The 22,007-nt window shown below is 59.9% G+C and carries 21 protein-coding genes; 6 read left to right on the top strand and 15 right to left on the bottom strand.

Annotated features, from left to right (window positions below; all coding sequences use genetic code 11):
• The first annotated feature begins 386 nt into the window (after positions 1-386).
• On the top strand, positions 387-1,445 hold the full coding sequence (locus tag E6W33_RS06430) for a DMT family transporter (protein ID WP_136415757.1): 1,059 nt from the start codon (positions 387-389) through the stop codon (positions 1,443-1,445).
• A gap of 8 nt (positions 1,446-1,453) precedes the next feature.
• Here E6W33_RS06430 and metE read toward each other — a convergent pair whose 3' ends face one another.
• Positions 1,454-3,757: a 5-methyltetrahydropteroyltriglutamate--homocysteine S-methyltransferase gene (gene metE / locus E6W33_RS06425; protein WP_136415496.1), complete on the bottom strand. Its 2,304-nt coding sequence runs from the start codon at positions 3,755-3,757 to the stop codon at positions 1,454-1,456.
• Between the two features lie 99 nt (positions 3,758-3,856).
• On the opposite strand from metE, the gene E6W33_RS06420 reads away from it, so the two are divergent.
• Entirely contained in the window at positions 3,857-4,780 is a 924-nt protein-coding gene (locus E6W33_RS06420) for a LysR family transcriptional regulator (RefSeq protein ID WP_282183683.1), read from the top strand.
• 2 nt (positions 4,781-4,782) lie between these two features.
• Here E6W33_RS06420 and E6W33_RS06415 read toward each other — a convergent pair whose 3' ends face one another.
• From E6W33_RS06415 to E6W33_RS06400, 4 genes are all read right to left on the bottom strand, one after another.
• The gene (locus E6W33_RS06415; protein WP_136415492.1) at positions 4,783-4,983 is read right to left on the bottom strand and encodes a DUF2892 domain-containing protein; all 201 of its coding nucleotides are present in this window, start codon (positions 4,981-4,983) and stop codon (positions 4,783-4,785) included.
• 92 nt (positions 4,984-5,075) lie between these two features.
• Positions 5,076-5,735, bottom strand: a complete 660-nt coding sequence (locus E6W33_RS06410; RefSeq protein WP_136415490.1) for a Crp/Fnr family transcriptional regulator — start codon at positions 5,733-5,735, stop codon at positions 5,076-5,078.
• A gap of 8 nt (positions 5,736-5,743) precedes the next feature.
• Positions 5,744-6,238 (bottom strand): ribonuclease E activity regulator RraA, encoded by a 495-nt coding sequence (rraA, locus tag E6W33_RS06405; RefSeq protein WP_136415488.1) that lies wholly within the window; start codon positions 6,236-6,238, stop codon positions 5,744-5,746.
• Between the two features lie 104 nt (positions 6,239-6,342).
• On the bottom strand, positions 6,343-7,578 hold the full coding sequence (locus E6W33_RS06400) for an MFS transporter (RefSeq protein ID WP_136415486.1): 1,236 nt from the start codon (positions 7,576-7,578) through the stop codon (positions 6,343-6,345).
• Between the two features lie 116 nt (positions 7,579-7,694).
• Between E6W33_RS06400 and E6W33_RS06395 the strand changes: the two genes are divergently transcribed.
• Positions 7,695-8,486 (top strand): helix-turn-helix transcriptional regulator, encoded by a 792-nt coding sequence (locus E6W33_RS06395; RefSeq protein WP_136415484.1) that lies wholly within the window; start codon positions 7,695-7,697, stop codon positions 8,484-8,486.
• 60 nt (positions 8,487-8,546) lie between these two features.
• Here E6W33_RS06395 and clpB read toward each other — a convergent pair whose 3' ends face one another.
• Positions 8,547-11,144, bottom strand: a complete 2,598-nt coding sequence (clpB, locus tag E6W33_RS06390; RefSeq protein ID WP_136415482.1) for an ATP-dependent chaperone ClpB — start codon at positions 11,142-11,144, stop codon at positions 8,547-8,549.
• A 99-nt stretch (positions 11,145-11,243) separates the two neighbouring features.
• Between clpB and E6W33_RS06385 the strand changes: the two genes are divergently transcribed.
• A complete protein-coding gene (locus tag E6W33_RS06385; protein ID WP_136415480.1) occupies positions 11,244-11,786 on the top strand; it encodes a hypothetical protein in 543 nt (180 codons plus the stop codon).
• Here E6W33_RS06385 and crcB read toward each other — a convergent pair.
• The 7 genes from crcB to kbl form a co-directional block, all read right to left on the bottom strand.
• Positions 11,783-12,157, bottom strand: a complete 375-nt coding sequence (crcB, locus tag E6W33_RS06380; protein WP_136415478.1) for a fluoride efflux transporter CrcB — start codon at positions 12,155-12,157, stop codon at positions 11,783-11,785. The two genes, E6W33_RS06385 and crcB, sit on opposite strands and share 4 nt — an antisense overlap.
• Positions 12,154-12,633, bottom strand: a complete 480-nt coding sequence (gene moaE / locus E6W33_RS06375; protein WP_136415476.1) for a molybdopterin synthase catalytic subunit MoaE — start codon at positions 12,631-12,633, stop codon at positions 12,154-12,156. Before moaE ends, crcB begins: the two co-directional genes overlap by 4 nt.
• Positions 12,634-12,637: 4 nt before the next feature.
• Positions 12,638-12,895, bottom strand: coding sequence for a molybdopterin converting factor subunit 1 (gene moaD / locus E6W33_RS06370; RefSeq protein WP_136415473.1), 258 nt, complete (start codon positions 12,893-12,895; stop codon positions 12,638-12,640).
• A 6-nt stretch (positions 12,896-12,901) separates the two neighbouring features.
• The gene (gene glp / locus E6W33_RS06365; protein WP_136415470.1) at positions 12,902-14,143 is read right to left on the bottom strand and encodes a gephyrin-like molybdotransferase Glp; all 1,242 of its coding nucleotides are present in this window, start codon (positions 14,141-14,143) and stop codon (positions 12,902-12,904) included.
• Between the two features lie 21 nt (positions 14,144-14,164).
• Positions 14,165-15,625, bottom strand: a complete 1,461-nt coding sequence (gene thrC / locus E6W33_RS06360) for a threonine synthase (protein WP_136415468.1) — start codon at positions 15,623-15,625, stop codon at positions 14,165-14,167.
• 117 nt (positions 15,626-15,742) lie between these two features.
• Positions 15,743-16,729 carry an NAD-dependent epimerase/dehydratase family protein gene (locus E6W33_RS06355; protein WP_136415466.1) on the bottom strand — a complete coding sequence of 329 codons (987 nt, stop codon included), beginning with the start codon at positions 16,727-16,729 and terminating at the stop codon, positions 15,743-15,745.
• A 12-nt stretch (positions 16,730-16,741) separates the two neighbouring features.
• A complete protein-coding gene (gene kbl / locus E6W33_RS06350; protein WP_136415464.1) occupies positions 16,742-17,950 on the bottom strand; it encodes a glycine C-acetyltransferase in 1,209 nt (402 codons plus the stop codon).
• 166 nt (positions 17,951-18,116) lie between these two features.
• Between kbl and E6W33_RS06345 the strand changes: the two genes are divergently transcribed.
• Entirely contained in the window at positions 18,117-18,692 is a 576-nt protein-coding gene (locus E6W33_RS06345) for an XRE family transcriptional regulator (RefSeq protein ID WP_136415462.1), read from the top strand.
• Between the two features lie 122 nt (positions 18,693-18,814).
• On the opposite strand, the gene E6W33_RS06340 is transcribed toward E6W33_RS06345, so the two are convergent.
• Positions 18,815-20,125 (bottom strand): homoserine dehydrogenase, encoded by a 1,311-nt coding sequence (locus E6W33_RS06340; protein WP_136415460.1) that lies wholly within the window; start codon positions 20,123-20,125, stop codon positions 18,815-18,817.
• Between the two features lie 73 nt (positions 20,126-20,198).
• Positions 20,199-21,428, bottom strand: a complete 1,230-nt coding sequence (locus tag E6W33_RS06335) for a pyridoxal phosphate-dependent aminotransferase (protein WP_136415458.1) — start codon at positions 21,426-21,428, stop codon at positions 20,199-20,201.
• Positions 21,429-21,617: 189 nt separating this feature from the next.
• Between E6W33_RS06335 and E6W33_RS06330 the strand changes: the two genes are divergently transcribed.
• Positions 21,618-21,989, top strand: coding sequence for an Mth938-like domain-containing protein (locus E6W33_RS06330; RefSeq protein WP_136415456.1), 372 nt, complete (start codon positions 21,618-21,620; stop codon positions 21,987-21,989).
• Positions 21,990-22,007 lie beyond the last annotated feature (18 nt).

Below are 22,007 nucleotides of genomic sequence, written 5' to 3'. Positions count from 1 at the left end.
GACATATAACCAAAATTAATTCTTTACTTTTCAATGGCTTAATTGTTGTGTTTTGCGATATGAAATGTTTTTTCTTAAAATGAAACAAGATTGTGATGCTCTGCGTCGGAGTTTTTCGCGATACGAAACGTAAATTTCGCAATATGAAAACTTGACCTGAATTAAGCTCATGCTCGGGTACATGCCTTCTTGAATACGCATCTCCGCTTCAATATTCCGATTCCTGTCGGCACTGGTCTTCGGTGCTGGCCGCGCCGCCAGACCATGACATTAAGGGAACTGCGTCCGTTGCGCCGCCTCACATCTATCGTAGGCAGCCTTCTTCACGGCATGGATTCTTGATGCGAATACAATGGAAGCCGACAGAACGACCGCCCCCCTATACCATGAACCCAGGCATTCCTTACGCATTGCTTGCCGCGCTTTTGTTTGGCGCCAGCACGCCATTTGCCAAGCTGATGATCGGGCAGATTGAGCCGGTCTTGCTGGCCGCGCTGCTGTACCTCGGCAGCGGCATCGGCTTGAGTGCGTGGCTCATGGTGCGCCGCCTGCTCCGGCGCGCTGGCGGAGCAGGCGCTTCGCTTACGGCAACCGACCTGCCCTGGCTGGCGGGCGCAGTATTTGCCGGTGGAATAGTCGGTCCCGTGCTGCTGATGACGGGACTCCGCTATGTGAGCGGTGCGTCGGCGTCGCTGCTTTTGAACATGGAAGGCGTGTTCACGGCATTGCTTGCCTGGTTCGTCTTCCGCGAGCACTTCGACCGGCGCATCTTCATCGGCATGATATTGATCATTTGCGCCGGCGCGTTGCTGACAGGCGGAAGCGCGTTCGGGCAATCGCTGGATGCGTCCTGGGGAGCCTTGTGCGTGGTGGCAGCCTGCCTGTGCTGGGCGATCGACAACAACCTGACGCGCAAGGTGTCGGCCAGCGATGCGGTTCAGATCGCCACAGTGAAAGGATTGGCTGCGGGCGCGGTCAATCTGTCATTCGCATTGTGGTGGCTCGGATTGCCCTTTCCCGCGCCAGTCGAGTTTGCCGCAGCGGGCGTCATCGGCTTTTCCGGCTACGGGCTCAGCCTCGTCCTGTTCGTGCTGGCGCTGCGTCATCTGGGCACCGCACGCACTGGCGCGTACTTTTCAACCGCACCATTTGCCGGTGCGTTGATTGCCATGCTGATGCTCGGCGAACGGCCGGAACCGACTTTCTGGATAGCGGCCGCGCTGATGGTGATCGGCATCTGGCTGCATTTGACCGAAACCCACAATCACATGCACACCCACACGCGGCTGTCGCACACGCATGCGCACAGCCACGATGCGCATCATCAGCATTTACATGACTTCTCTTGGGACGGCAAGGAGCCGCATACGCATCCGCATGAACACGAGCCGCTGGTGCATAGCCATTCCCACTTTCCGGATATTCACCATCGGCATCCTCATTGACTGCGCGTTCAGGCCGATCCGGCAAGCGCTTCGCCCTGCCCCGCGTCAACCATTTGTCGAAGTTCCCGCGCGGCGCGGACCATGCACGACAAAGCCTCGCGCGTTTCAGGCCAGCCACGCGTCTTGAGTCCGCAATCCGGGTTGACCCACAGACGCGCATCCGGAATGACTTCCCTCGCCTTCCGCAACAGCCACATCATTTCCTCGGCGCGAGGAATGCGCGGCGAATGGATGTCATACACCCCCGGACCGATATCGTTCGGATAGGCGAATTCGCCGAAACCTTCGAGCAACTCCATGTCCGAGCGTGAAGTCTCGATGGTGATCACGTCCGCGTCCATCGCGGCAATCCACGGAAGGATGTCGTTGAACTCGGAATAGCACATGTGGGTGTGGATCTGCGTTTCATCCGATACGCCCGATGCACTGACCTGGAATGCCCGCACCGCCCATTCGAGATAGTGCGGCCAATTGCGCTGCTTCAGCGGCAGCCCTTCGCGGAAGGCCGGTTCGTCGATCTGGATCATGCCGATGCCGGCCTGCTCCAGGTCGCACACTTCTTCACGCAAGGCCAGCGCAATCTGCAATGCCGTCGTTTCGCGCGGCTGGTCATCGCGCACGAACGACCATTGCAGCATCGTGACCGGTCCGGTCAGCATGCCCTTCATCGGCTTTTCGGTGAGAGATTGCGCGAAGTGGCTCCAGCCGACCGTCATCGGCTCGGGTCGATACACATCGCCGTAGATGAAAGGCGGCTTCACGCAGCGCGAGCCGTAGCTCTGCACCCAACCGTTGGCGGTGAAGCCGAAGCCCCACAACTGTTCGCCGAAATATTCGACCATGTCGTTGCGCTCAGGCTCTCCATGCACCAGCACGTCGAGCCCCAGCTCCTCCTGCTCCTGCACGGCCACGCGGATTTCTTCGCGCATCCGATTCAGGTAATCGAGATGTCCAATGCCACCGCGTTTATATGCGGCGCGCGCTTGCCGGATTTCCTTCGTTTGTGGAAAGGAGCCAATGGTCGTGGTGGGAAACAGCGGCAGCTTCCATCTCGCCTGCTGCTTTGGCGCGCGAGTGCCGAACGCGGACTGGCGTTGTGCATCGGCGTCTGTCACGGCAGCAAGTCGCTTTTGCACGATCGCATTTCGAGTCCTCGGCGATGTCATGCGAGTAGCAATCGCAGCGCGCGCAGCAGCGAACTGTGATTCGACAGGTTCGATCCCTTCATTCAGTGCGCGCTTGAGTACGACGACCTCATCCAGCTTTTGCGTGGCGAACGCCAGCCAGCCCTTGAGTTCGTCATCCAGCGCGGTTTCCTGCGCCAGATCGACCGGTACGTGCAGCAGCGAACAGCTTGGCGCCACCCAGAGACGCTCGCCCAGCGCGCTGTGCAGGGACTCCAGCTTTGCCAGTGCGGCGTCGAGATCGGCACGCCATATGTTGCGTCCGTCGACAATCCCGGCGGAGAGCACACGGTCCGACGGCCAATCGGTCAGAAAGCGTTGCAACTGCTCGGGTCCGCGCACGAAATCGAGGTGAACGCCGTCGACCGGCAAATCGCGCAACAGTTCTGCATGCTCGCTCACATCGTCGAAGTACGTGGCAAGCAACATGGAGGGCGATGCGGCTTTCAGTGCCGCATAGGTGGGCGCAAACGCATGACGCCATGACGCATCCAGTTCAAGCGCGAGAATGGGCTCGTCAATCTGCACCCACTCCACGCCGATGCTCTGCAAGCGACGCAAGACCTTCTGGTAAGCGGCGACCACGCGCGGCAACAGGTCAAGCTTGTGCGTCAGCCCGGATTTGATCTTGCCGAGATACAGCAGCGTTAGCGGCCCGACCAGCACGGGCTTGACGCGATGCCCTTGCGCCCGCGCCTCGACGATTTCATCGAACAGCCAATCGACGCCGCCGTCAAAGCGCAGGTCGGACGTCCACTCCGGGACCAGATAGTGGTAATTGGTGTCGAACCACTTCGTCATTTCCATCGCGAAGTGTTCGCTGCTGCCGCGCGCCATCGTGAAATAGTCGGACAAACTCAGGCGCGCCGGATCGAGCCCGAAACGCGACGGAATCGCACCGAGCAGCGCCAGCATGTTCAGAATCTGGTCGTACCAGGCGAAGTCGCCGACGCTGACCCAATCCAGCCCGGCCCCGGCTTGCGCAGTCCAGTGGCGCTCGCGCAGCATATGCCCGGCTTCCTGCAAGGCGGCTTCATCCGTTTCACCGCGCCAGAACGACTCCAAGGCGAATTTCAGCTCGCGCTGCGCGCCGATGCGCGGAAAACCCAGGGTATGCGCCAATGCCATGACATGCTCTCCAATAAGTGATCTTGAGGCTTGCCATGTTGACGCATGCTCATTTATGATTCAAACGATATATTTTAAGAATCATCTTGAATTTTATTCATAATGCAATCCATCCTTGAACTGCGACACCTGAAAACCCTGCTAGCGCTGCGCGAAGCGGGCAATCTGTTGCGAGCAGCGACCTTGCTCAACGTCACGCAATCGGCCTTGTCGCATCAACTCAAGCAACTGGAAGATCACCACGGCGTGCCGCTGTTCGAGCGCAAATCGGTGCCGGTCCGCTTTACGCCCGCCGGCGAACGGCTGTTGAAGCTGGCGGATGCCGTGCTGCCGCAGGTGGAAAATGCGGAGCGCGATCTGGTACGCATGGCGCAAGGAGTGGCGGGGCAATTGCGGATCGCAGTCGAGTGCCACACCTGCTTCGACTGGCTGATGCCCGCGATGGATGTATTCCGCAGTCGCTGGCCTGAGGTGGAACTGGATATCGTGTCAGGCTTCCACGCCGACCCGGTGGGCTTGCTGTACAGCCGCCGGGCAGACGTGGCCATTGTGTCCGATGTCGATCCGGATGAGACGGTGGACTATCATCCGCTGTTTCGTTTTGAGATTATCGCGCTGCTGGCCAAGGACCATGCGCTCGCCACGCGCGAGTATCTGAGCGCTGAAGACTTCGCGACGGACACGCTCATTACCTACCCGGTGCCGGACGACATGCTCGATATCGTGCGCCAGGTACTCAAGCCGGCCGGCGTCAATGCGGAACGCCGCACGACGGAATTGACAGTCGCGATGCTGCAGCTCGTCGCGAGCAAGCGCGGCATCGCTACCCTCCCTGTTTGGGCAGCGCAGAACTACCTCGATCGCAATTACGTGCTGGCCCGGCGCATCACCGCGGATGGCCTGACCGGGCATCTGCACGCCGCCTGCCTGCCGGAACTGTCGGCCAAGCCCTTCCTGGCCGACTTTGTCAGCACCACGAGGGAAAGCTGCTATCTGAATCTGCGCAGCATCGAACTGTTGTGAGGCTATTGCAGCTGCCTCTTGCAGGTGTTGATTCCCAGCAGCGTGTAGAGCGGACACCAGCCCATCAGCGCGGTGAGCAGCGGGACGAATCCCAGCAGGCCGAACCATTTGGCATCGCCTTGCAGGAAGAAAAACAGGCTGAACAGCGCGACCGCAAGCACCAGCCTTATCGTCTTGTCCGCTTTTCCGACATTCGCATTCATGGCTTTCTCCATTCATTGAGGGAACCCGGCCAGAATAGGCCTGTGAGTGCGATTTGTATGTAACTCAGGTTACATAGCGCGGCTTGCGACGATCAGCGGGCGCCGGCAAGCGCGCGCAAGCGGGCCGGATCGGCGATTTGAATCTTTCCTCGTCCCAATATCACCAGTCCTTGATGCGCAAAATCGTCAAGCACGCGGCTGATCATTTCGCGCACCGTGCCCAGCTCATCGGCAAGCTGCTGATGCGTGACCGTGATCTGCGTGCCGCCCTCGTAGGCCAGCAAGGCCGCCGCCAGTCGCACATCCAGCCGCAAGGTCGCGATTTCCTCGACCAGCTCCATGGTGTTGACCAGGCGATCTGCCAGTGCACGGAACATGGCAGTGCGAAATGCGGCATGCGAGGCCATGCACTCCAAAAACAGGCTGGACGGCATCATGATCATGTGCGTCGGCCCGAAGGTAATGCCGCTGGCCGGATATTGGCCGCCACCGAGCAGGCATCCCAGCGAAAGAATGCAGGGTTCCGACGGCGTCACCCGATACAGTTCGATGCGACGGCCGTTGGCGAGATGCTTGAACACCCGCACACTGCCCGTCAGGATGATCGGCAAGCCGGCACAGTCCGAACTCTTCTCGAACACCTGCGTTCCGGATGGCAATTCGATCAAGGGTTGGGACGACAACTGCTGCAGCACCTGCGGCGGCAGCGACTGCAGCAAAGGCTGGGACAGCACGCTCGGCGTGATATTCATCTCTCGGCTCAGGCCAGATCCTCGGCAGAAACCAGCACGCCATCTGCATCGGCGTAAATCCAGTTGCCCGGCCTGACGGTCACGCCGGCGATCGATACGGCGATATCGCGCTCGCCGACGCCCTTGCGGATACTGCGTTGCGGATGGGTTGCCAGCGCGCGCACGCCGATGTCACAGGCGTTGATTTCCTCCGAATCGCGGATGCAGCCATTGACGATGATGCCGACCCAGCCGTTTTTCTCCGCCAGGACGCCGAGATTGCCGCCGACCAGCGCGCAACGCAGGCTGCCGCCGCCGTCCACCACCAGTACGCGTCCATTGCCCGGCGTCTCCAGCGTGGAACGCACCAGCACGTTGTCTTCAAATACCTTCAGCGTCACGGCCTGTCCTGAAAACGCGGCACGCTTGCCGAATTTCTGGAATACCGGCGGCAGCACGGCCAGCGTGCCGGCAGCGATCTTGTCTTCGTTGGCATCGCAAATGTCACATGTTGCAAAACTCATCGACTTCTCCCGTCATTGAAAAGCAAATAAACAGAATTGTAAGCGAGCCGGGCAACAAAAAAGCCACCGCGCGTGCGATGGCTTTTAGGATGATTTTTTTGCGATCAGGCTGCGAGTGAAGCCTTGACCGCCTTTCTTGCGGTATTGGTGCCCACGCCCACCGCGGTCACGATGGCCATGCACTGGAAGACGCCGATTCCGATGAACACCCACGCGGGATGATCCGCATCCATCAATGCGCCGAACAGCAGCGGCGCCATCGACAGTCCGATATCGAGGCCGGAATACACCACGCCGTACACGCGGCCGGTCGCGTTCTTCGGTGACGCGGCGCGGATCAGCAAGTCGCGCGACGGCCCGGCGATCCCTGCGCCGAAACCGACCGCGCCCATCAGTACAACCGCCATCATGGGCGGCACCACGCCGGCCGCGATCACCACGGCGAACACGCCGGCCGCAGTAAATGCGAAGGCAATGGTGCGCTCGTGCCGAGAGGTCTTCGCCGCCAGGAACCCGCCCCAGATCATCCCCGCCGCCGAGGCCAGCATGTAGGCGGTATAGCCGGCGGTGGCAGAAGCGAGCGACATGCCGTACAAGGCGCGCAGGCTGGGCGAGGAGAAGCTCTGGATTCCGCCCAGCGCCATCGCGGTAATCAGGAAAAATGCAAAGCACATCCATACCGCAGGCAGACGCATGAAATCGAGCACATGACCGCCGGGCGCTTCTGCATGCTTCGATGCCGTCGGCTTGATGTCGTCAGTACGCAATACGTCGCGGTAGACGAAGAGCAGCAGCAATAGGGCAAACGGAACGCAGGCCGCCGCCAGCAGCGCCATGTTCCAGCCGGCGAATCCGGCAATGCCGGTCAGGAATACCGGTGCGGCAGCCCAGCCGAGATTACCCGTGATGCCGTGCATGGAAAAAGCATGGCCGAGTCGCGCCGTCGAAACACGCTTGTTCAACAGCGTGTAGTCGGACGGGTGAAACACGCTGTTACCCAGGCCGGCGAGCATGGAGCCCGCCAACAGCATCGGGTAATTCGACGCTTGCGATAGCACCAGTGCCGACACGCCGAGCAAGCCGACTCCCGCAAACAGCACATTGCGGGCGCCGACACGGTCGACCACGAAACCGGCAAGTGCCTGACCGACGCCGGAGACAATGAAGAAGACCGTCATCAGCAGGCCAAGCTCGGCATACGACAAACTGAATGCCTCCTTCAACCAGGGAAACAGCGGCGCAAGAATCAAATGGAAAAAATGCGATACGCCATGGGCGAGGCCGACGAGGCCGATCACCTGGGCATCCTGGCGGAAATTAGGAACGGCGGCAGTCGTCATGACACTCTCTTTCGGTTCTGGGATGACAAGAGTCTATGCAAAATAGATCCGTCTGTTTTAAGATAGAAAGACAACTTTTATCGAATTTCAGCCAAACCGGAATTCCTCGTATAGCCATGGCAACGCTGCCTGTCACCCATACCCGTCTGCATCTCCCCGGCACGGCGCCGACGCCGAAGCGGCCGGTGCGTCTGGTAGCGCGCGACCTCGACGCATCGGAACTGCTCGCCGCGCACAGTCATGTGTGGGGACAGGTTACCTACGCGCTGGACGGCGTCGTGCGCGTCACGGTCGGCAACAGCACCTGGATCGTGCCGCCGATGCGCGCGATCTGGATCCCGCCCAAATCGCTGCATGAAGTCGCCACCCTCGAAAAGGCAAAGCTGCGCGCACTATACGTGCATGCCGATGCCTCCCCGTTCAAAGGCGAAGAATGCGAAGTCCTGGAGGTGTCATCACTGCTGCGCGAACTGATCCTTTCCTTCGCGCAGGTGCATTCAGGCGAAGAGCGCGAAACCATGCTGTCGTCGCTGATCCTCGATGAGCTGGCCCGCTCGGGAACGCAACCGATCAGGGTTGCGCTGCCGGACGACAAGCGCTTGAAGGCATTGTGCGAATTGCTGATTGCCGATCCGGCCTCACCACTCACGCTGAATGAACTGGCCGCGCGGGTCGGCGCCTCCGGCCGGACGCTGGCGCGCCTGTTTGAACGGGAGCTCGGCATGAGTTTCAGTCAGTGGCGACAGCAGGTGCGTCTCGCACATGCGGCGCCGCTCATCGCGCGCGGCCTGCCCTTGTCGCACGTCGCCGCCGAACTCGGCTATGCCAGTCAATCCGCGTTCTCCGCCATGTTCAAGAAGACCTTCGGACAATCGCCCACCGCTTTCTTTGCCAATAAAGTGGCATAGCTCCAAAAAGAAAGGCCACCCGCAGGTGGCCCTTCCTCATGCCGCAATCATTCGCCGAGATTACGCGACATTGCCCTTTTCGAATGCGAGATCGCTGCCGCGCACCGTCACCGAAATGACATCCTTCGGAGCGAACTTGCCTTCGAGGATCAGCTTCGACAGCGGGTTCTCGATCTGCTGCTGCACCGCGCGCTTCAAGGGGCGTGCGCCATACACCGGATCGAAGCCGGCCTCGGCGATCTTTTGCAGCGCCGCGTCCGAGATTTGCAGCCTCATATCCATCTTGGCGAGCCGTTGCTCCAGCACTTGCAGCTGGATGCGTGCAATCGAGCCGATATGCTTTTCGTCGAGCGCATGGAACACGACGATCTCGTCGACGCGATTGACGAACTCGGGACGGAAATGGCTCTTCACCTCTGCCATCACCGCGAGCTTCACCAAGGCCGGGTCGCTATCTTCCATCGACTGGATTCTGTGCGACCCAAGGTTGGAAGTCATCACGATCACCGTGTTCTTGAAGTCTACCGTGCGTCCCTGTCCATCGGTCATGCGGCCATCATCCAGCACTTGCAGCAAGACGTTGAACACATCGGCATGCGCCTTCTCGATCTCGTCGAGCAGGATCACGCTGTACGGTTTGCGCCGCACCGCTTCGGTCAGATAGCCGCCCTCTTCATAGCCGACATAGCCCGGCGGCGCGCCGATCAGACGTGCGACGGAATGCTTCTCCATGAACTCGCTCATGTCGAGACGAATCATGGCCTCTTCGGTATCGAACAGGAAGGAAGCCAGCGCCTTGCACAGCTCGGTCTTGCCGACGCCGGTCGGGCCGAGGAACATGAAGGAACCGTACGGACGATTCGGGTCCGACAAACCGGCGCGCGAACGGCGGATGGCATCCGATACCGCAACGATCGCCTCGTCCTGGCCCACCACGCGCTTGTGCAATTCCGCTTCCATGTGCAGCAGCTTGTCGCGCTCGCCCTGCATCATCTTGGAGACCGGGATGCCGGTTGCGCGCGACACCACCTCGGCGATCTCTTCCGCGCCGACCTGGGTGCGCACCAGCTTGCGCTCGCTTTTCTTCTCTTCCCCGCCAACGTCCTTGTCGGCTTGCTTGAGCTGCGCTTCCAGCTGCGGCAGCTTGCCGTACTGCAGCTCGGACATCTTCTGCCAGTCGCCCTTGCGCTTGGCTTCTTCCATCTGCAGCTTGACCTTCTCGATTTCTTCCTTGATCTGCTGGCTGCCCTGCACCGCCGACTTCTCGGCTTTCCAGATTTCTTCCAGATCGGCGTATTCGCGTTCCAGCTTGTGGATCTCTTCCTCGATCAAGCCGAGACGCTTCTGCGACGCTTCGTCCTTTTCCTTCTTCACGGCTTCACGCTCGATCTTCAACTGGATCAGGCGGCGGTCGAGCTTGTCCATGACTTCCGGCTTGGAGTCGATCTCGATCTTGATCTTGGACGCGGCTTCATCGATCAGGTCGATGGCCTTGTCCGGAAGGAAGCGGTCCGTAATGTAGCGATGCGACAGTTCGGCCGCGGCAACGATCGCCGGGTCGGTGATATCAACGCCATGATGCACTTCGTATTTTTCCTGCAGGCCGCGCAGGATCGCGATGGTCGCCTCCACGCTCGGCTCGCCAACCAGGATCTTCTGGAAACGACGCTCCAGCGCCGCGTCCTTTTCAACATACTTCCGATATTCATCTAGAGTGGTTGCGCCGATGCAATGCAGCTCGCCGCGCGCGAGCGCCGGCTTCAACATGTTGCCCGCGTCGATCGCCCCCTCGGCCTTGCCTGCGCCGACCATGGTGTGCAGCTCGTCGATGAAGACGATGGTCTGCCCCTCGTCCTGCGCGATTTCCTTGAGCACTGCTTTCAGGCGCTCTTCGAATTCACCGCGGTATTTCGCACCGGCCAGCAATGCGGCCATGTCGAGCGACAACACGCGTTTCGATTTCAGACTGTCGGGCACTTCGCCATTGACGATGCGCTGCGCCAGTCCTTCCACGATCGCAGTCTTGCCTACGCCCGGCTCGCCGATCAGCACCGGATTGTTCTTGGTGCGACGCTGCAGGACCTGGATCGCACGACGAATCTCATCGTCGCGGCCGATCACCGGGTCCAGCTTACCGGCGCGTGCGCGCTCGGTCAGGTCGAGCGTGTATTTCTTCAGGGCTTCGCGCTGGCCTTCGGCATCCTGCGAATTGACGTTGCCGCCGCCACGCACGGCGGTAATCGCGGCTTCGAGCGCCTTGCGCGTCAAACCGTTTTCGCGCGCCAGGCGACCCGCCTCCGACTTGTCTTCGGTCAGGGCAAGCAGGATCATTTCGCTGGCGATGAACTGGTCGCCGCGCTTTTGCGCTTCCTTGTCGGCCAGATTCAGCAATGACGCGGTTTCGCGGCCGATCTGCACTTCGCCACCGGTGCCGGACACCTTGGGCATGCGTCCCAGCGCACTTTTCAGTCCGCTCTGCAGACCGCCGACGTTTACGCCGGCACGTTGCAGCAGCGAACGCGCGCTACCGTCCTCCTGGTTCAGGAGGGCGATCAGCACGTGCGCCGGCTCAATGTATTGGTTATCATTGCCGACTGCCTGGCTTTGGGCATCGGCAAGAGCTTCTTGCAACTTGGTTGTCAGTTTGTCGAGACGCATTGAATGTTCTCCAGAATTCGAGTTGCTACCAAGGTAAGGGCGACAGACAACATTTCAAGAAAGGACATTTGATTCTGCGCGCTTCAGAATCAGATTGGGATGGAATTGCATCAAATTCAAGTGACTTATATGGCCGAGGAGGACCGCATCCTGTGCCGGACCTCGTTCAAGGGCGCGGGCGATGGCTTGCAGGAGATTCGTGCCTGGCTGACGCGGCGCATGGTCGCGAAGCTGTGGCCGGGCATTATTGATGCACTGGAAAAACAGGTGGCCTTGGACAAGCCGCTGGCCGCGCATGCGAGCGCCGATATCGTCGGCATGGACCACTTTGCCAGCGTGGAAGAAATCAGGGGCAGCGGCAGCTTCAGCAGCCCCTACGAGTCGACAATAGAGAGTTTTCCGCTGGGGGAAACGCCGATCCTGGTCAAGACGGTCAACTTCACGCTCAATCCCGATCAGCCGATCAGGATGAATTTGGCCCCCGCGGAGGGCTTCGGCTTCGAGATAGCCTTTACGCAGACGGTGCTGCACGGCTTTTGCTCCTTGCTGAAGGATGCCGTGAAAATCGCGGAATGGGATCTGGATCTCACCATGCCCGGCATGCTTGCCCCGAGCGGCAACGCGGCACGCGTGTTGAACTAACCGCTGATGGCGCGATAGGACGCGAAGCCGGCAAAACAGAAAGCGATCGAGCCAACCAGATGCATGGCGCTATGAAAAAGTGCCCATCCATAGTCTCCGCGTTGCAGCAGCACCATAGCCTCGGCGGAAAAGGAAGAAAAGGTCGTCAACCCGCCCAGGAATCCGGTTACCGTCAGCAGGCGCCATTCAGGCGACAAATCGGGATGCGAGGCAAAGAAGCCGACAGCGATTCCGATCAGGTAGCCGCCGCTAAAGTTGGCAGCCAGCGTTCCCCAGGGCAATTTGTGGTGAATTGTATTCAGCCACAGGCCCAAGCCCCAGCGTAGCCATGCGCCGACCGCCGCACCGAGACCGACCGCCAGCCAGCTCATGCCTTGTCGCCGGTGTTATCCGACTGGATGCCCCATTTGGCCATCGCCTTGTCGTCGGTGACGCGGGCATCCACCCAGCGCGAGCCCTGCGGCGTTTGCTCCTTCTTCCAGAACGGCGCCTGCGTCTTGAGATAATCCATGATGAATTCGCAGGCTGCAAACGCTTCGCCGCGATGCGCCGAGGTCACAGCAACCAGTACGATCTGGTCCAGCGGCTTCAGCGGCCCGACTCGATGGATCACGAGCGCGTCGAACAGCGACCAGCGCGTCCTCGCCTGCGCAACGATGCCTTCCAGGGCCTTCTCGGTCATCCCCGGGTAATGCTCCAGCTCCATCTCGCTGACGCCCGCGCCTTCATTCATGTCGCGCACGGTACCGACAAAGGCCACCACGGCGCCGACCTGTGGCTGGTCGGCACGAAGTTCGGCGACTTCCTTGCCGAGATCGAAATCCTGGGTTTGAACGCGGATCGGCATATTCCTAGCCACCTGTGACCGGCGGGAAAAAGGCGACTTCACCGCCTTCGCCGAGGCGGGTGTCGGCACCGCTCATCACTTGGTTATAAGCCATGCGCAAGGCGCGTCCCTCGGCCAGTGTCTCGGCCCAGACGCCGCCTCGTGCACGCAGGTAGCTGCGTACGTCGCCCACCGTCTGCACATTGTCCGGTAATGCGACGGTTTCCTGCGCCGTCCCCAAGGCTTCACGCACACTGGCAAAAAAGCGGAGCTGGATATTCATGTCGTCTTAAAAAAGCAATTCACTGAAAGGAATAAAGCGTACCGTATCGCCCGGCGCGATCGTCTGCCCGGCGGGATTGTCGACCAGTCCGTCACCCCAAACGGTCGACGTCAGTACCGCCGAGCTTTGGTTCTTGAACAGGTCCAGGCCGCCCGAGGCGTTCATGCGGGCGCGCAGGAATTCATTACGCCTATCGGCTTTCGGCACCGCGAAATCGGCACGCATGTTGAATGTCCTCGGCGCGACGTCGGTCACGCCCTGCAGCCGCAGCAGGAACGGGCGCACAAACAGAAGGAAGGTGACGAAGCTGGAAACCGGATTGCCGGGCAGGCCGATGAAAAACGCGGGCTCCTTGCGCTCGGCACGGTTAACCTCGCCGAACGCCAGCGGCTTGCCGGGCTTGATCGCGATCTGCCACATGCTCAGGCGCCCTTCCGCCTCGACTGCCGGCTTGATGTGATCCTCTTCGCCGACCGACACGCCGCCCGAGGTGATGATCAGGTCGTGACCGGCCGCGGCCTGCCGCAAGGTGTCGCGCGTGGCAGACAATGAATCCGGGACGATGCCGTAATCGGTGATGTCGCAGCCGAGGTTTTCCAGCATGCCGCGCAAGGTGAAACGGTTGGAATTGTAGATGGCACCCGGCTTCAAGAACTCGCCCGGCATCGCCAGTTCGTCGCCGGTAAAGAACACCGCGACGCGCGGTTTGCGCACCACCGGCAGAGTCGCAAGGCCGACCGATGCCGCCATGCCGAGTTCCTGCGCGCGCAGCCGCGTCCCGGCTGCGAGAATGATGCTGCCGGCCCGGATGTCCTCGCCGGCGCGCCGTATCCATTCCCCGGCTTGCGGCGCATGCTTGATCGTGACCAGATCGCCATCCGCGGCCTTTTCCAGCTCGCATTGCTCCTGCATCACGACGGCGTCCGCGCCCTGCGGAATCATCGCCCCAGTGAAAATGCGCGCTGCGGTCCCCGGCTGCAAGGGCTGCCCCACATGCCCGGCAGGAACGCGCTGCGATACCTTCAGCCTGGCGCTGCCACTCGCGCAGTCGGCGGCACGTACCGCATAGCCATCCATCTGCGTGTTGTCCATCGGCGGGACATTCAGCTGCGATGTCTGGGTAGCGGCAAGCACCCGGCCGTTGCAGGACAGCGTTGCCAGGGTTTCCGTTTCCGCGATCGGACGAACCGCGGAGAGAAGAAAATCGAGCGCCTCGGCGGCGCTCAACATCGGTTTCTTTTCAGTCATGTTTGCAATGACAGTTCTTGATTACAAACCGGTGTGCTTCGCAATGAAGGCCTTCACCTTTGCGACATCGGCCGGCATCACGTCGAAGCGTTGCGGCAAGGACTCGATATTTTCAAACCCGGCAGGACGCTCGGCATCACGGCCCAGCGCCTCGCGTATCGTTTCATTGAACTTGGCCGGCAATGCGGTCTCCAGCACAATCATCGGCACACCGGGCGTCAGGTACTCGCGCGCGACCTTGACGCCGTCTGCGGTGTGGGTATCGATCGTCACGCCGTATTTCGCATGCACGTCGCGAATGGTCGCGACGCGATCCTGGTGCACCGACTTGCCCGACAAGAAACCGTATTGCACGACCTTCTTGAATTCGTCGCCATCGCTGCCGGGCTTGCCGGACAGGTCGAAGCCGCCATGCGTATCCACCTTCTTGAACAAGGCGCGCACGCGCTCCGCATCGCGGCCGAGCAGGTCAAAGACGAAGCGCTCGAAATTGGATGCCTTGCTGATGTCCATGCTCGGGCTGGTGGTGTGATAGGTCTCGGACGATTTGCGCACGCGGTACACGCCGGTGCGGAAGAACTCGTCGAGCACATCGTTCTCGTTGGTGGCAGCGACAAGCTTGTCGATCGGCAGACCCATCATGCGCGCAATATGACCGGCGCAGATATTGCCGAAATTGCCGGACGGAACGGTGAACGAGACTTTCTGATCGTTGCTGGTTGTCGCCGCCAGGTAGCCGCGGAAGTAGTAGACGACCTGCGCCACCACGCGCGCCCAGTTGATCGAGTTGACGGTGCCGATCTTCTGACGCGTCTTGAATTCGAGATCGTTCGAGACCGCCTTCACCATGTCCTGGCAGTCGTCGAATACGCCGTCCACCGCGATGTTGAAAATGTTCGGATCCTGCAGGCTGAACATCTGCGCAGTCTGGAATGCGCTCATCTTCTTGTGCGGCGAGAGCATGAACACCCGGATGCCCTTCTTGCCGCGCATCGCGTATTCCGCTGCACTGCCGGTATCGCCCGAGGTCGCGCCGAAAATGTTCAGTTCGGCATGCTGTTTGGCCAATGCATACTCGAAGAGATTGCCGAGCAACTGCATTGCCATGTCCTTGAATGCCAGCGTCGGACCATTGGACAAGGCCTGCAATACCAGCTTGCTGCCGTTCTTCTCTTCCAGCACGCGCAGGGGCGTGATCTGCGACGCGTCTTCGCCTTCCCGCACGTTGCGATACACATCGGCCGTGTAGGTCTTGTGCGCAAGAGCCTTCAGGTCCGCTTCCGGAATGTCAGTCGCGAATTTCTTCAATACCTCCACCGCCAGATCCGCGTACGACAACTTGCGCCACGCGTCGAGATCCGCGCCGCTGACCTTCGGATATTCGACCGGCAGATACAGGCCGCCGTCGGGGGCGAGCCCGCCGAGCAGGATTTGGGAGAACGACTGTGCCGGGGCTTGACCGCGTGTAGAGACGTATTGCATAAATTCTTGAAAATTTAATAATGTGAGTGCCATGCCGCCCTCCGCACCAGCGCGCCGGACGAACAGACGTTTAACCTCTCATTATAACTGCGGCCTTGCATCGGATCGGCAATTTGCTCAAGCGGCGTGATGCAGTTCTCCCCGTGCCGCGGCGCGCCGTCTTGCGGGAATATGCTTGAGCATGTCCTCCACCAGTTCGTCGAGCCCGATTTTCGCCTTCCAGCCCCAATCGGCGCGGGCGTAGGTGTCGTCGAGGCTATGCGGCCAGGTTTCGGCGATCGCCTGACGATGGTCGGGTTGATAGCGGATGTCAAAGTGCGGCACGCGACGCCGGATTGCATCAGCCAATTCCCGCGGATTGAAGCTCAACCCGGCCACGTTGTAAGCCGAGCGGACCCGGATCTGCCCGGCCGGCGCATCCATCAGTTCGATGGTCGCTCGGATCGCATCGGGCATGTAAATCATTGGCAGCGTGGTTTCCGGGCCGAGATAGCAAGTGTACGACTCGCCGTCCCGCGCCGCGTGAAAGATCGCAATCGCATAATCGGTGGTGCCGCCGCCCGGCGGGGATTTGTAGCTGATGATGCCCGGATAACGGATGCTGCGCACGTCCACGCCGAACCTGGTGAAGTAGTACTCGCAAAGACGTTCGCCGGCCTGCTTGCTGATGCCGTAGATGGTTGTGGGATCCATGACAGCCAATTGCGGCGTATCGACTGCCGGCGTATGCGGGCCGAAGGCGGCGATCGACGACGGCCAGAATACCTTCAGCGGCTTGCCTGCCTGCCCGCGTTCGCGCGCCAGTTCGAGGATGTTCAGCAAACCGTTCATGTTCAGCGTCCAGGCCTTCAGCGGCGCTTGCTCGCCCGTCACCGACAGCAGCGCTGCGAGCTGATAGACCTGCGTAATACGATGGTGATCAACCACCTGGGCCACCCTGTTGCTATCAAGCACATCCACCGTTTCATAAGTGGCCGCGCCAAACAGGCTGCGCGGCCCGATATCCGCCGCGATGACGTTATCCGCGCCATGCCGTGCGACGAGCGCCTCGACCAGTTCGCTGCCGATTTGCCCGTTGGCGCCAATGACAAGAATCCGTTCCATGCTGCCTCTCCTTCAATTCTTCAAAAGGCCGAGCTCCTGCCCCGCCAGCCTGAACGCCGCCAAGGCGCGATCCAGTTGTTTCGTGGTATGTGCCGCCGACAATTGCACCCGGACGCGCGCCTGCCCCATGGGCACCACCGGATAGAAGAAGCCGGTTACCAGCACGCCGAGTTCATACAGTCGCTGCGCAAACTTCTGCGCGAGCGGCGCATCGAACAGCATCACGGGCACGACCGGGTGTGTGCCCGGCTTGATGGTGAAACCAAGCTCGCTGATGGCCTTGCGAAAATATGCGGTATTCGCATGCAATCGGTCGCGCAGTTCCGTCGACGACGACAGCCGTTCCAGCACAGATAGCGAGGCGCCGGCAATCGCCGGGGCCAGTGAGTTGGAAAACAGATAGGGACGCGACTTCTGGCGCAAGGTCTGCACCACCTCGCGCCGTGCCGCAGTGAAGCCGCCCATCGCGCCGCCGAGCGCCTTGCCAAGCGTGCCGGTGATGATGTCGATACGACCCATCACATTGTGGTGTTCATGCGTTCCGCGCCCGGTCTTGCCCATGAAGCCGGTAGCATGGCATTCATCGATCATGACCAGCGCGCCGTAGCGGTCAGCGAGGTCGCAGATCCTGCCCAGCTGCGCAATGGTGCCGTCCATCGAGAACACGCCATCGGTGGCGATAATCTTGTGGCGCTTGCCCTCGGCCGCCTGCAACTGCTTCTCGAGATCGGCCATGTCATTGTGCTCGTAGCGATAGCGCGCGGCCTTGCACAGCCGGATGCCGTCGATGATGGAGGCGTGGTTCAGCGCATCGGAAATGATCGCGTCGTTCTCATCGAACAAGGGCTCGAACAGGCCGCCATTCGCATCGAAAGCCGCCGCATACAGAATGGCGTCTTCCATGCCGAGAAATTCCGACAACGCCAGTTCCAGCTGCTTGTGCACGGTTTGCGTACCGCAGATGAAACGCACCGACGACAGCCCGTAGCCGTATTTTTCGGTTGCCGCAATCGCGGCGCGCACGGTTGCTTCGTCGCCCGATAGCCCGAGATAGTTGTTGGCGCACAGGTTGATGAGTTTTCGACCATCGTCGCAAACCACCTCGGCGCCCTGACGGGAAGAAATCACGCGTTCCGGCTTGTACAAGCCTTGTTCGCGCAGGCTGTCCAGGTTGCGCGTCAGCCCCTCGTAAAAATCCTGTTTTGCATTGACCACAGTCATCCTTGTCTTCCGTGTGTGGATGGCGCCGCACGCAGCGAATCCTTACTTTTATTGCCATGCTTCTGGTACGATCGAAGTTCAATAATTTCGCGCATATTCACTATAAAGAACTTAAGTTCAATATATCGAATATTAACATTCTCATTAAACATTGCAAGCCTTGTTCATGAAAAAAGCCCTCGCCCCCAGTTCGCCGCCGGAAGTTGGTGCCACGCTGCAAAAAATCCGCTTGAAACGTGGTTTGACACTGGAAGACCTGTCGCGTGCGGCGGGCGTGTCGAAATCCATGCTTTCCCAAATCGAGCGGGAAAAGGCGAATCCGACGATCGCCGTCGCATGGCGGCTGGCCAATGCACTGGGAATCGGCATCGAGGAGTTGCTCGCTGCAAACACGCAGGAATCCGAAGCGATTCACCTGCTCGAGCCGCATGAAACACCTACGCTGCCCGGCAACCATTCCGGCTACGTCCTGCGCATCCTGGGTCCCATGGACCTGGCCGGGAAGTTCGAGTGGTACGAGTTGACGCTCGCGCCGGAGGGTGCGCTGAAATCGAGTCCGCATGACCCGGGCACGATTGAGCACCTGACCCTGCTCAACGGTTCTGTGGATGTTGAAGTGGATGGCGTCACGAAGAAGCTGAAAGCGGGTGGAACCGCGCGCTACCATGCCGACAAGCCGCACGCGATTCTGAACGCCGGCAAGAGCGAGGCGAAAGCATTGCTGGTGGTGATCCACCGCTAGCGTTACCCACTTTGCCCCCGGCAAGACAAGAAAAAAGCGTGCGGACCAGAACGGTCGGCACGCCTTGAAGTGCAGCGACGCGCCGGCTGAATCTGCCGGCGCAGCGAAATATCAACTCAGTTTCAGCTCAGTTCCTCGAGACGAATCCTGGTTACCTGGCCCACCACCGTGGACAGTGCCTCGATCTTGGCAATCGCCGCTTCGATGTTCTTTTCCTGCGTCTGGTGCGTCAGCATGATGATGTCGGTCTTGGTCTCGCCTTCGGCCGGCTCCTTCTGCAGCATCGCATCAATGGAAATCGTCGAATCCGCCAGGATGCGCGTGACATCCGCCAGCACGCCCGGCTGGTCTGCCACCTGCATGCGCAGGTAGTAGCTGGTAGTGACTTCCGAGATCGGCAGGATCGGCGTGTTGTCCATGGCATTCGGCTGGAACGCCAGATGCGGCACGCGGTGTTCCGGATCGGCCGTCGCCAGGCGCGTGATGTCGACCAGATCCGCAATCACGGCCGACGCGGTCGGTTCCGAACCGGCGCCCTTGCCGTAATACAGCGTCGCGCCCACGGCATCGCCCTGCACCACGACGGCGTTCATCGCGCCTTCCACATTGGCAATCAGGCGCTTGGCCGGGATCAGGGTCGGGTGCACGCGCAACTCGATGCCCTTCGGCGTGCGCTTGGTGATGCCCAACAGCTTGATGCGATAGCCGAGCTGCTCGGCATAGCGAATATCAGTCGCCTGCAGCTTGGTGATGCCTTCCACGTAGGCCTTGTCGAATTGCACCGGAATACCGAATGCGATCGCGGACATGATGGTCGCCTTGTGCGCGGCGTCGATGCCTTCGATGTCGAAGGTCGGATCGGCCTCCGCATAGCCGAGACGCTGCGCCTCCTTCAGCACGACGTCGAAATCGAGCCCCTTGTCGCGCATCTCGGACAGGATGAAGTTGGTAGTGCCGTTGATGATGCCGGCCAGCCATTGGATGCGATTTGCGGTCAGGCCTTCGCGCAATGCCTTGATGATCGGAATCCCGCCAGCCACCGCGGCTTCGAACGCGACCATGACACCCTTGTCCTGCGCAGCCTTGAAGATTTCATTGCCGTGCGTGGCCAGCAGCGCCTTGTTGGCGGTCACCACGTGCTTGCCGTTGGCAATCGCTTTCAACACCAGCTCCTTGGCAATGCCGTAGCCGCCGATCAGCTCGATGACGATGTCGATTTCCGGGTTGTTCACCACCAGGTTGGCATCGCTCACCACCTCGCATTCGCCGTTGGTCAATTCCTTCGCGCGAGCGGTGTTCAGGTCGGCCACCATCGTGATCTGAATGCTGCGGCCGGCGCGGCGCGTAATTTCTTCCTGGTTGCGCTTCAATACATTGAACGTGCCGGAACCGACGGTACCGATGCCTAACAAGCCTACTTTGATGGGTTTCATAGTTTTCGAAAAATAAAATGCTGCCGGGATCCGGCTCGCGCCGGAATGGAAAAACCTGTCGAACGATGAAAGCTTACGCGATCGCGTGCCGCTTGCGATAGCTCTCGAGGAAGCGGGCAATCCTGCCGATCGCCTCGGTCAGATCGTCCGAGTTGGGCAGGAACACGACACGGAAGTGATCCGGCGCAATCCAGTTGAAGCCCGTGCCCTGCACGATCAGGACCTTTTCTTCCGCCAGCAATTCGTAGGCGAACTGCTGGTCGTCCGCGATCGGATAGATCTTCGGATCGAGCCGTGGAAACATGTACAGCGCCGACTTCGGCTTCACACAGCTGACACCGGGAATATCGGTCAATAACCGATGTGCCAGGTCGCGCTGCTTGAGCAAGCGCCCACCGGGACTCACCAGGTCATTGATGCTCTGGTACCCACCGAGCGCGGTCTGGATCGCATACTGGCCGGGGGCATTGGCACACAAGCGCATGGACGCCAGCATGTTCAAGCCTTCGATGTAATCCTTCGCCGGCTTCTTGTTGCCCGACACCACCATCCATCCCGCACGATAACCGCAGGAGCGGTAGTTCTTCGACAGCCCGTTGAGCGTCAGGAACAGGACATCGTCCGCGAGCGATGCGATCGATGTGTGCGTCTCGCCGTCATACAAGGTCTTGTCGTAAATCTCGTCGGCAAACACGATCAACTGGTGCTGGCGCGCGACCTCGACAATCTGCTGCAGCAACTCCACCGGATACAGCGCGCCAGTCGGATTGTTCGGGTTGATCACCACAATGGCCTTGGTGTTCGGCGTGATCTTTTTCTTGATGTCATCGATATCGGGCAACCAGCCTGATTCTTCGTCGCAAATATAATGCACGGGTTTGCCGCCTGACAGGCTTACCGCAGCCGTCCAGAGGGGATAATCCGGCGCAGGGACAAGCACTTCGTCGCCGGAATTCAGCAATGCATTCATGCCCATGACGATCAGCTCGGACGCGCCGTTGCCGATATAAATATCGTCGATGGTGACACCCTCGATATTCTTTTCCTGGGTGTAATGCATGATAGCCTTGCGCGGCGCGAACATGCCCTTGGAGTCCGTATAGCCCGCAGCATTCGGCATGTTGAGAATCATGTCCTGCACGATCTCATCCGGCGCATCAAAGCCGAACACGGCCAGGTTACCGATATTCAGCTTGATGATCCGATGGCCTTCGTCCTCCATCTGCTTGGCCTTTTCCAGCACCGGGCCACGGATGTCATAACAAACGTCTGCTAATTTTCTGGATTTCTGAATCGGTCGCACGCGTGCAATTCCTTGTAGTAAAGGCAAGAATTGGGATGCAATGCTGCACCGCCAAAATACCCATTTTGCCGAAAGCAACCCGTTTTATCAATCTGAAACAAGGCCTTTTAATATCGGAGAGGCTACAATGCCCCATCTTTTTTCTTCAGATTGTCGGAAATTCACGCTTTCTCGCATGTCTACAGGATCATGAAGCTGCATTCCACCACGACCCGGCATTACCAAACCGTTACCGCTTATTTCGATAACGCGGTAGAAATTAACGCAGTAAGGTTCGACTACAACCTGGTCGTCATGCCTGAAGTTGTCCCGACAGCATGGCCGGTGGCATCGTTCGATGCATTGACGCCCGAGAATTTCGCGCAGATCGAGGCGGCCAGCCCGGATGTGGTCATCCTCGGCACCGGCAAACGCCAGCGCTTCATCCATCCTCGCCTGATCGCCAATCTCACGACGCGCCGGATCGGCGTCGAGTGCATGGACAGCCAGGCCGCCTGCCGCACTTACAACATCCTGATGACCGAGGGCCGACGAGTCGCGCTCGCACTCATTTTCGATTGATCTTCACTGCGCAAGCAC

It is taken from the genome of Herbaspirillum sp. ST 5-3, assembly GCF_004804275.1.
Classification (GTDB): domain Bacteria; phylum Pseudomonadota; class Gammaproteobacteria; order Burkholderiales; family Burkholderiaceae_D; genus Noviherbaspirillum.
This window is presented reverse-complemented; position numbering and strand designations above follow the sequence as displayed.